This window comes from Paenibacillus roseus, from assembly GCF_016424485.1.
Taxonomy (GTDB): Bacteria; Bacillota; Bacilli; order Paenibacillales; family Paenibacillaceae; genus Paenibacillus_D; species Paenibacillus_D roseus.
This window is the reverse complement of sequence record NZ_JAELUP010000097.1, coordinates 110,371-120,890: the sequence shown is the minus strand read 5'-3', so window position 1 is coordinate 120,890 and position 10,520 is coordinate 110,371. Positions and strand designations below refer to the sequence as shown.

Genomic DNA, 10,520 nt, shown 5'->3' with positions numbered 1-10,520 from the left:
AGCGAAGTGGCCAAACGCAGCAGACTGTAAATCTGTTCTCTGACGAGTTCGGTGGTTCGAATCCATCATCCTCCACCAGTTTACCTTAGGGGCATAGTTTAAAGGTAGAACAGCGGTCTCCAAAACCGTTAGTGTGGGTTCAATTCCTGCTGCCCCTGCCAATTGGTTTTATGGCGGTCGTGGCGAAGGGGTTAACGCACCGGTCTGTGGCTCCGGCATTCGTGGGTTCAAGTCCCATCGATCGCCCCATTCTTGAAAAAAATAAATTCCTTTGGGAATTAGCCAAGCGGTAAGGCAACGGACTTTGACTCCGTCACTCCTAGGTTCGAATCCTAGATTCCCAGCCATTTGTGCGGAAGTGGCTCAGCGGTAGAGCATCGCCTTGCCAAGGCGAGGGTCGCGGGTTCGATTCCCGTCTTCCGCTCCATTATTTTTTCTGGCGCCATAGCCAAGTGGTAAGGCAGAGCTCTGCAAAAGCTTTACCCCCAGTTCGAGTCTGGGTGGCGCCTCCAAAACCACTACAATATGTGCCCTTAGCTCAGCTGGATAGAGCGTTTGACTACGAATCAAAAGGTCAGGAGTTCGAATCTCTTAGGGCACGCCATCTTTACCCTGATAAGAAAGTTTTAAACATGCCGGCGTGGCGGAATGGCAGACGCGCTCGACTCAAAATCGAGTGGGAAACCGTGGAGGTTCGAGTCCTCTCGCCGGTACCATATTAATAATAACAGTTCATTAGAATATACTTCTAATGAACTTTTTTATTTGAGTTTTAGTACCCCACTCATTGCTTGAGTTGAAGATATCTTCGAATTAAATTCTATTTTCGTCACTTACAATTATGTAATGAATGAAGCTCATGGTAGAATATGCCTAATAATGATGAATGAAGCACGTTTATGCAGACAGCTATAAAATTAAAAACGGACGTTGCTCTTGAAAGAGATACGCCCGTTTAGAAATAACATATTACTTTTTCCTTTACTTAACTCCTCGAATACCCTTGTAGACAGATTCGCACAGCTCCGTTGTAAACCTGCCTGACATTCCTTCAAGCGCCGTATTGGTGAACGCTACAACACTAAGCTCCTCGCTCGGATCAACAAACCAGGAGTGACCATAGGTGCCGCCCATCCGCCACGTTCCCGGCGATTCCGGTGTATTGGCATCCGCTGGGTCTTTAAGCAGCGTGAACCCAAGTCCAAAGCCTCTCCCCGGCCAATAGGGCATCACAAGGTTACCAATTTGATTGGTTGTCATTTCTGCAACAAGAGCTTCAGGCAGAATCGGATTTCCTCCTTGCCGCAAAACTTCCAGCAGTTTAAGAAAGTCTCCTGCGCTGCCAATCATGCCAGCTCCCCCGGAAGGATAAGCTGTCTTATCGGTAAACCTGTTGGGTGAAAGGAGGAATCCTGCCGTCCCCTCTATGAAAGGAACGGTATCAAAATCGTGCAAGCGCCGGGGCTCTCCAGCACTGTCTGTATAAGCCGTGGTCAATCTGTCCGTATCTACAGCCCTGAAATCGGTGTCCATCATGGAAAGCGGATGAGTTACAAGCAACCGTACAGCTTCACTTAGCGGCATTCCAGTTACCTTTTCGATGACCGCTCCGAGGACGTCTGTTGCTATGGAATACCTCCACAATTTCCCCGGCTCATATAGAAGTGGGACAGAAGCGAGTCTTTGCAGATTCTCTTCAAGTGTAATTCCCGCCAGATCCATGCCGTCCGATACCCCGGCAAGCTCATAAGTTCCCGTTTCTTCCTGGAAGAAACGGTAGGTTAGGCCAGCGGTGTGTGTCATCAGATGGTGTATGGTCATGAAGGCATATTGTCCGTTTGGCAATTTGGGACGAAAGGCGGGCAACCATTTCTCCACCAGATCGTTTAACTGCAATCTCCCTTGCGAAATTAATACTAAGGCTGCCGTTGACACGATCGGCTTGGTTACCGAGGCATATCTAAACAAAGCATTTTCCTGCATCGGCCGGTTCTGCTCGCGGTCGGCCCAGCCAGCAGGCCTGCTGTAAACAAGGTTTCCGCCTAATGCAATTTGGACGACGGTACCCACAATCCTTTTTTCCTCAAGTGTGTGGTCAATTACCTCATTGACGCTTTTATGCAGCAATTCCAGATCTACTTTTCTCATGCGTCTCATCCTCTCCTGCTGTAATTCACTTGATTATTTATAGCAAGTGTGTTTATTATATAAATAATTTCTGTTACCTTACATAAAACAAACAAGTTAGAGAAAGAAGTTTTTGATGATTATAAAGGTATTTAAAAGAAATAACTTTTAAATTAAAGGGAGGCAATTTTCTTGGACGAAATCGATAAAAACATCCTGCTTCATTTGCAGAACCAGGCGAGATTATCAATGACAGATTTAGGAAAGCTGGTGGGACTGTCTCAGCCAGCCGTAACTGAACGTGTAAAACGCATGGAAGAAAAGGGGATTATCGAGGAATACCGAACCGTCATTTCTTCCCAAAAATTCGGTAAGCAATGCACAGCCTATATGCTTGTTCGGACCCGGAATTGCTATCCTTTTCTTGACTTTTGTCGTTCTTCACCGGAGGTTATGGAGTGTTACCGGATAAGCGGAGAGCATAATTATTTATTGAAGGTCCTCACGCACACAACCCAGGACCTGGAGGAGTTTGAAAACCGATGCGATCAATACGGAACCTATACGACTCTGATCGTAATGTCTTCACCGATCGCTTATAAAAATCTCATTGGAGAAACGGATTTGCTCGCATAAAATGTACTTCTCTAATTCCAAAAAAAAGAATCCGCGTCATACAGCAGATTCTTTTTTTGCTTATGTTACACATACTCGTGTATTCCTTTAGGAGGGAAAGCCATGCTTTTTAGCTTGCCAAGCTGCAAGCAAAGAGGGAAGCAACAGGAGGATTAATGACCCCGGAAGGAATTTGGCTCCAAGCAGTTGGAGAAGAAACCCGCCGATAATGCCGCCTCCGCCGATTGCTACATTCCACGCGGTAACCAGCATCGATTGGGCTATATCTGCGCTTTTACCCCCAGCTTGTGCGATTGCTGTTTGCAGTAAAGTGGCTGCCCCGCCAAACGTTAGCCCCCAGACTGCAATACCAAGAATGATGATTACAGGTTGATTCATTCCGATTCCCAAGGCTGCAGAAGCCAAAGAAAATCCTGCGATACTGATTAAAACCAGCATTCTTAGAAAACGGTCAATCAGTATGCCTATCACCCAAATGCCGACAACCGAGGTAATTCCGAAAATAAGAAGAACCAAATCCACTCGCTGAGCCAACGCAGTTTCCGCAAGATATGGTGCAATATAAGTGTACAAAATATTATGAGCTAGTACCCAAGCCAAAACGACGAACAAAACCGTCCGTACACCAGGAATCAGGAAAACTTTGTGAAAAGGGAGTTGATCACCGGAAGGCTCACCTGCATAATCCGGCACTTTCCAGAGCACCCAGCCAATAAGGGCTGCAGTCAGTAATGATACAGCTCCGAAAATGAGACGCCACCCTGTATATGTTCCCAAAAAAGTACCAAGCGGAACGCCCAGCGCCAATGCCAGCGGGGTACCCGCCATGGCCACGGCCATCGCTTTTCCTTTCAGCGAATCAGGTACCATGCGCCGTGCATAACCGGCCGTCATCCCCCACAGAACACCTGCAGAGACACCAGCGAAGAAACGCGCGACAAGCGTCAGCACATAAACGGAAGATAACGCGGTAATGGTGTTAAATACAAGAAAGCCGATAATGCACAGCAGCAGAAGCGGCCGGCGCCTCCACCCACGGGTAGCCGTTGTCAAAGGAATGGCGGCCAGAAGAGATCCAACCGCATAGAGAGTGACCAATTGTCCGGCAAGAGCTTCTCTGACCCCAAGATCTTGTGCAATTTGCAGCAGTAATCCAGCAGGCAGGCTTTCCGTAAGAATGCAGATGAACACCGCCATGGCTAAAGCTAGCAATCCGGCCCACGGAAGACGTTTGGAAGACGACACATTTGCACCGCCTTTTCTTATAAGAGCAGTGTTTGAGTTCACGAGATAATCTCCTTTATTAATTTTTTTTGCCACTTAGAAAAGCTTTCGCTTCCGTATAAGCTTATATAAATAAAACACTTTTTTACATGGATGATTAAAGGGGGACGAAGTGAATTAAGAGGAAATTACTTTTATTTTCATAGAAATTCCATGATTTTAAAAGCAAAAAGGCAGCATCGTCAGATGCCTGATTTTAATTGGAGCAAGTGGAGTGATATGGGCTTCTTTGACGATTAAAATAATACAGCTGTTAATACTGGAAATAAAGAGACAGTAGAAACAGAGCGTTTTCAAAACCGACTCCAACACTCCAACGGTCGGTCAGCATTTTTATACTATACAATTCCGATTTGTATTGCTATACTCGTAATGGTTGTCATTTTTAACCATAAGGGAGCAACGTTTATGAGAAAAACGAAAAAGAGCTTTTTCTTCAAATTGTGGATGAGTGCGATCAGTGTAACGCTGCTGTTAGCACCGCTGCAAGCTTTTGCAATGCCTTTATTCGAAAACGGTTCCAAGTATGGGGTGGGTATTAAACCTTTTTCTGTAGCCACATCAGACGTAAATGGAGATGGATTCCCGGATTTGGTAACTGCCAATTACGCATCGGGAACAGTCTCCGTTTTACTGGGGGAGCCTGATGGCACATTTGCCCCTCCTGCAGATTATGTTGTAGACGAAGACGAGCATCCTCAGTCTGTTGTCATTGGGGATTTCAATGGCGATTCGAAACCAGATATTGCAGTTGGCAGCGAGAACAAAGTTTCTATCCTTTATGGGGCAGGAGACGGAAGTTTTGGGCTGGCGGTTCATTATATTGACGACAGAGGTCCTTATACTCTAGCAGCTGGGGATTTTAACAGAGATAACATTACGGATCTTGTGGTTGTGAATTATAACTCTACTAATGTGTCTGTTCTACTGGGCAGTGAACAGTCAGGAATGCAGCTGATAATCGATAATAACCCAAGCGTCGGTAATAACCCGATCTTTGCAGCTGTAGGAGATTTTGATGGAGATGGTAATTTGGACCTGGCCATTGCCAATGAGAGCGGCGCCTATAAGGTTTCCATTCTTAGCGGAAGCGGAGATGGAAAATTCCAGACAACTTTTAATTACGAGTTTGACGGTATACCGAGCTCCCTAGCTATCGGTGACTTCAATGGTGATGAGAAGCTGGACGTGGCTGTTGCAGACAGGGGAGGCAACCAGGTTTCTATCCTTCACGGCGCGGGGGACGGAACTTTTGAATTAAATAGAACTTATGCTGTTGGGACTAGTCCGAGTTCAATTGCGGCAGGCGATTTCAATGACGATGGGAAGCCTGATCTTGCCGTTGCAAATCTACTTGGAAACAGTGTTTCGATCTTGCTGAACAAAGGTGACGGGCCGTTTGCAGAAGCCGTCAACTATGTGACAGATGGTTATCCAGCATCCGTAATTATTGGCGACTTTAACGTAGATGGCCATCAGGATGTGGCCGTTGCGAACTTTATCGCGGATACGGATGAAAATCATGTTTCTGTCTTGCCTGGGAATGGAGATGGGACACTGAAGGCGGGCATTCAATATGTGGTTGGTGATCAACCGTTGTCCACAATTGTCGCGGACTTCAATGGAGATGGGAAACTGGATGCAGCAGTCGCGAATTTCGGTGATCATTCCATATCCCTATTGCTGGGCAAAGGTGACGGAAAGCTCGAAGATGCTGTGCGTTATGCCGTTGGACGTAATCCGATTTCTATTGCCGTTGGCGATTTTAATGGCGACCGGAAGCCCGATATTGTAGTTGCCAACTCTGGTCAGGGTGGAGATGGTTCCTATTCGATTTCGGTTCTTAGGGGCAAGGGAGACGGTACATTCGAATCAGAAGTCCACTATCCGGTTAGCGCTACACCGAGAGCTGTAGTCGTGGGCGATTTTAACGGAGACGGAAAGCTGGACGTGGCGGTTGCACATACCGGAACGAATACGATATCTGTATTACTAGGAGCGGGAGACGGCACATTCCCAACAATAAAGACTCACACTGGCGATGGGAATATCACTTCTCCGCGATCATTAGTGGCTGCAGATTTTAATAACGATGGCAAGTTGGATTTGGCGATTGCTAATGTGGGAGGGGAGAAAAAAGTCTATCTTCTTGAAGGTAAAGAAGATGGTACGTTCCAAGCAGGGGAAAATACTTACGGAGCAGCAGGCAGCATTCCCTACTCACTAGCAGTTGGAGACTTTAACCAGGATGGAAGGCCAGATATTGCCGTTGCTAGCGCCAATCCGAATCAGGTGTCCGTACTCCTCAATAAGGGAGACATGACATTTGAAAGTCGTGTGGCAGGCAGCTTCCCTGCGGGTCAGGTACCTGTTTCTGTAGCGGTTGGCGACTTTAATGGAGATGGGAACCTTGACCTTGCGGCAGCGATCCCATTCTATAATCGGGTCTCGGTTTTGGAAGGGGACGGTGCCGGAGACTTTGCAGCAGCAATCCCATACAGCACGGGCGATACACCGCAGTATGTAGTGACAGGTGATTTAAACGGAGACGACAAGTCGGATATCATCGCGGCCAATTTGTATGGCAACAATATAACGGTACTGCGAACCACTCCATCGAAGTGGAAGGTACGCCTGTCCTCCTCCACAAGTAGTGTTAATGAAAATGGCGGGAATGCTGTCGTATCCGTGCAGCGCGAGGGCAGCAGCAGCGGCGTATCCAGTGTCTCTTACTCGACTGTGAACGGAACGGCCCAAGCAGGCGTGGATTACACGGCTACATCTGGTGTTGTACATTTTGCTGATGGTGAGACGAGCCAAACGATCACGATTCCGATTTTGAACGATAATGTCTATAAAGGCAATCGAACTTTCAGTGTGAAGCTTAGCAATCCTACAGCAGATACGGTTTTAAGTGCACCGACTGCAGTTGTGGTAACAATTGTGGAGGATGAGCAGGAGCCGGGCACAGGGACTCCGTATTGGGGAAGCGGAGTGCAGTCTCCTAAGACGATTGAAATCGTCGTTGACGGAGTTGTACAAAGCGGGCTAGCTACGTCAACTATCCAAAAAATTGGTGACCAATCTGCGATTATCGTAACGCTGGATCATAGCAAGATCATTGCCAAGCTTAGTAAAGAAAATAATAAGCTGCTTTCTATTCCAGTGACATCATCGTCTGATATCGTGATTAGTGTGCTGAACGGAGAGCTTGTTAAAGTGATGGAAGATAAGGGAGCCGCTATTGAGATCAAGACAGATCGTGGTACTTATACGCTGCCAGCGGCTCAAATCAACATTGCACAGCTTGCGGCTCAGTTAGGCCAATCCGTAAAACTGGAAGACATTAAAATTAACATTACAATTTCCAAGCAACCGCAAGCGGACGTGGACTTGGTGAATGCTACAGCTAAGAAAGACGGATTTACGGTTGCCATCCAGCCGATTGGGTTTGAGATTACCGCGTCTTACGGAGGTAAGACGGTGCCTGTTAACGAGTTCAATGGCTATGTGGAGCGTCAAGTGTTCATCCCACAAGGCACAGACGTTAGCCAAATTACAACAGGTGTTGTGGTGAATCTGGATGGAACGGTCTCCCATGTGCCGACGAAAGTCGTCGAGAATAATGGGCAACCCTATGCTGTCATCAATAGCTTGACGAACAGCTCTTATGCTGTCATATGGAATCCGAAAAGCTTTGCGGATGTGGAGAAGCATTGGAGCAAGGCGGATGTCAATGACATGGGCGCCAGACTGATCATTAAAGGTGTAAGTGATAAGGAGTTTCAACCAGACCTAGCCATTACCCGAGCGGAGTTTACAGCTATTATTAGCAGAGCCCTTGGTTTGAAAACCACTTTGGCAGCGGGAATGTTTACGGATGTAGCGACAACCGACTGGTTTAAAACTACAGTAAACGCAACAGCAGCATATGGTTTAATTACCGGCTATACAGACGGTACCTTCCGTCCAAACCAGACGGTATCTAGACAGGAAGCCGCGGCGATTCTCGCCAAAGCAATGAAAATGATCAAGAAATCGGAAGCTGCCTTGTCTGAGAAGGAAATGAACAGCCAGTTGGACGTCTTCAAGGATGATGCGGCAATTGGAGAATGGGCGAGAGAAGCGCTCGCATCCACAGTAAAGGCGGGTCTACTGAAAGGCTACAACGATAAACTGGCGCCGAAGGAGAACGTCACGCGCGCTCAAGCGGCTGCAATGGTGAGAAGGTTGCTCCAGACTAGCAATCTGATCAACTAGGTTGAATATAGGCAATCGAAGTTAGCGGCGCTGACCATTACGAGGCGCCGCAATTTCAGCGCTCGTTAAGGTTGGTCTAATTTATTTTTAAGCTTTCTTTTTTATACTTATGTACAGAAGTGTAAAAAGAAAGGCTGAAAGACATGCAAATATTGGTGGTCGAAGACGATGTCTCATTAATTCATGCCGTGTCCAGTGTGCTGCGCGAAGAAGGGTTCCAGGTTCATGAATCGATGCGCGGCGACGAAGGCTTGTACATGGCGGAACAAAATATTTACGACTTGATCATACTCGATATGATGTTGCCAGGCATGAACGGCATTGAGCTTATCCATCATTTGCGATCACAGGGCGTGATGACGCCTATTCTGCTACTTACCGCGATGGACGCGGTCGAGAAGCGGGTCAAAGGGCTGGACGCCGGAGCCGACGATTATGTCGTCAAGCCGGTCGCGTTTCCAGAGTTGCTTGCCCGTTGCCGGGCCATACTGCGTCGGCACGGCTCGCTTGGCGAGGAGGGCGAAATTCGTTTCGGCTCCCTCACGATCAAGCCGAAGCTGCAGGAAGGCTACTTCGGCGATACGCCGCTTAAGCTGTCCATAAAGGAGTTCGAGTTGCTTGAATTTTTGCTGATTCACTGCAATCAAATATTGACCCGCGAGCAAATTTTGGATCGGGTATGGGGGTTTGATTCCGAGGCGGGCACGGGCATCGTCGATTTGTACATTCATTATTTGCGGAAAAAGCTGGCCGTTCATCAATGTGCGGAAATAATCGAAACGATACGCGGCGTCGGCTACATTGTGAAAGGCAAGCGCCATGTTCCGTAAAACAAGAATGAAATTGACGCTGCTTAACGCATCGGTCCTTTTTATCATTTTGCTTATGCTCGGCGCGGCTATGTACCTCTATTTGCGGTCCGCCATATTCGGTCAAATCGATGAAGCGATCGAGCAACGTGTCACACCGTTCACCTTGCAGACTATGATTCCATTGGAAAAAAATCCCGTTACGCTCAGCCCGCCACTGCCTATAGAGAGGGGAACTTCCGCGAGTACGTCGGCGCAAGTCGCAGTCACCGGCATTGTCGGCAAGATTACCCGAAATGTCGATACGGTCGCCTGGAACCGGGATCGCAACGTCATAGGCGTGTTTCCCGACCGATATTCGGAGCAATTGCTGCAACAATTTGAACGTGCTCTGGACAAGGAACGAATTGTAACAATCCGGCAAGGCGGAGAAACGTACAGGGTCAAAACGGTCAAAGCATCGAAACCGGAGATGACGATGGCGATCCCCGAGCCTTATGACGTAGGTGACAAGATAGCGCATTATCAGCTTGTTATGAATATTAGCGCGGAAGCGAATATGCTTGTTACGCTGCTTGTCTTGCTTGCCATCGGCATTGTATTGGGCGGAGCCGTCTCCATTCTGGCGGGTCTTTATCTCGCCGACCGGGCGCTGGTGCCGATCCGCTCGTCCTGGGACAGGCAGCAGCAATTTGTCGCCGATGCTTCGCACGAGCTGCGTACGCCGCTTGCCGTTCTGCAGACACATACGGAGCTTCTGCTTAGACATCCGACCCATACGATCGAGCAGGAAAGCCGCGAGCTGTCGACTATTCTGAAGGAAATTTCGCGTATGAAGAAGCTCGTTAACGGGTTATTGACGCTGACGCAGTTGGATGCCGACAAGATGGTGCTGCATCCAAAGCCGCTTAGCGTCGACAAGCTCGCCAAACAGGCGTTAAATCAATTCGCTCCCCTCGCTGCATTGAAGCATATTGCGCTAGACGGACGGATTGGATCCGATCTGAACGTTAACGGCGACGAGGAACGATTGCTGCAATTGTTCGTGATCATAATTGACAATGCGATCAAGTATACGCCGACTCACGGGTTCGTCCGACTCACTTGCAAAAAAGCGGCCGGCTCCGTTATTTTGCAAGTGCAGGATAACGGCATTGGCGTCGCCGCTGAGGAATTGTCTCGTATTTTCGAGCGGTTTTATCGGGGTGATAAGGTGCGAAGCCGAACCGAAGGGGGCAATGGTCTCGGCCTTGCCATCGCCAAATGGATCGTTACGCTTCATGACGGTAAAATCGACGCGGCCAGCGAGCTGAACAATGGGATGACGATTACGGTGACGCTGCCGGCTGCCAGTATCAATTGAACAAGAAAATACAGTGCAAGTCAAAGAAGATCGCTTCCGTC

The 10,520-nt window shown here is 48.0% G+C and carries 6 protein-coding genes and 7 tRNA genes; 11 read left to right on the top strand and 2 right to left on the bottom strand.

Annotated elements, in window-relative coordinates; genetic code table 11:
* Positions 1-87 precede the first annotated feature (87 nt).
* From JFN88_RS16895 to JFN88_RS16865, 7 genes are all read left to right on the top strand, one after another.
* Positions 88-161 (top strand) — tRNA-Trp (locus JFN88_RS16895).
* Positions 162-173: 12 nt separating this feature from the next.
* Positions 174-249: transfer RNA gene (locus tag JFN88_RS16890), tRNA-His, on the top strand.
* A gap of 23 nt (positions 250-272) precedes the next feature.
* Positions 273-347: transfer RNA gene (locus JFN88_RS16885), tRNA-Gln, on the top strand.
* Between the two features lie 5 nt (positions 348-352).
* A tRNA-Gly gene (locus JFN88_RS16880) sits at positions 353-427 on the top strand.
* Between the two features lie 11 nt (positions 428-438).
* Positions 439-512 (top strand) — tRNA-Cys (locus JFN88_RS16875).
* 15 nt (positions 513-527) lie between these two features.
* Positions 528-604: transfer RNA gene (locus tag JFN88_RS16870), tRNA-Arg, on the top strand.
* 30 nt (positions 605-634) lie between these two features.
* Positions 635-716: transfer RNA gene (locus JFN88_RS16865), tRNA-Leu, on the top strand.
* Positions 717-981: 265 nt separating this feature from the next.
* Here the strand turns inward: JFN88_RS16865 and JFN88_RS16860 are convergent.
* A complete protein-coding gene (locus tag JFN88_RS16860) occupies positions 982-2,148 on the bottom strand; it encodes a serine hydrolase domain-containing protein (RefSeq protein ID WP_199020474.1) in 1,167 nt (388 codons plus the stop codon).
* 171 nt (positions 2,149-2,319) lie between these two features.
* Between JFN88_RS16860 and JFN88_RS16855 the strand changes: the two genes are divergently transcribed.
* Positions 2,320-2,763 (top strand): Lrp/AsnC family transcriptional regulator, encoded by a 444-nt coding sequence (locus JFN88_RS16855; RefSeq protein ID WP_199020472.1) that lies wholly within the window; start codon positions 2,320-2,322, stop codon positions 2,761-2,763.
* Between the two features lie 87 nt (positions 2,764-2,850).
* Here JFN88_RS16855 and JFN88_RS16850 read toward each other — a convergent pair whose 3' ends face one another.
* Positions 2,851-4,050 carry an MFS transporter gene (locus tag JFN88_RS16850; protein ID WP_199020493.1) on the bottom strand — a complete coding sequence of 400 codons (1,200 nt, stop codon included), beginning with the start codon at positions 4,048-4,050 and terminating at the stop codon, positions 2,851-2,853.
* Between the two features lie 405 nt (positions 4,051-4,455).
* Between JFN88_RS16850 and JFN88_RS16845 the strand changes: the two genes are divergently transcribed.
* From JFN88_RS16845 to JFN88_RS16835, 3 genes are all read left to right on the top strand, one after another.
* On the top strand, positions 4,456-8,307 hold the full coding sequence (locus JFN88_RS16845) for an FG-GAP-like repeat-containing protein (RefSeq protein WP_199020471.1): 3,852 nt from the start codon (positions 4,456-4,458) through the stop codon (positions 8,305-8,307).
* Positions 8,308-8,450: 143 nt separating this feature from the next.
* Positions 8,451-9,137 carry a response regulator transcription factor gene (locus tag JFN88_RS16840; protein WP_199020469.1) on the top strand — a complete coding sequence of 229 codons (687 nt, stop codon included), beginning with the start codon at positions 8,451-8,453 and terminating at the stop codon, positions 9,135-9,137.
* Positions 9,127-10,479, top strand: coding sequence for a sensor histidine kinase (locus JFN88_RS16835; RefSeq protein WP_199020467.1), 1,353 nt, complete (start codon positions 9,127-9,129; stop codon positions 10,477-10,479). The genes JFN88_RS16840 and JFN88_RS16835 overlap by 11 nt, the downstream gene beginning before the upstream one ends.
* Positions 10,480-10,520: the final 41 nt, after the last annotated feature.

Coding starts and splice junctions, on each gene's coding strand:
- JFN88_RS16860 (WP_199020474.1), bottom strand. CDS start 2,148: ATGAGAAAAGTAGATCTGGAATTGCTGCATAAAAGCGTCAATGAGGTA.
- JFN88_RS16845 (WP_199020471.1), top strand. CDS start 4,456: ATGAGAAAAACGAAAAAGAGCTTTTTCTTCAAATTGTGGATGAGTGCG.
- JFN88_RS16835 (WP_199020467.1), top strand. CDS start 9,127: ATGTTCCGTAAAACAAGAATGAAATTGACGCTGCTTAACGCATCGGTC.
- JFN88_RS16840 (WP_199020469.1), top strand. CDS start 8,451: ATGCAAATATTGGTGGTCGAAGACGATGTCTCATTAATTCATGCCGTG.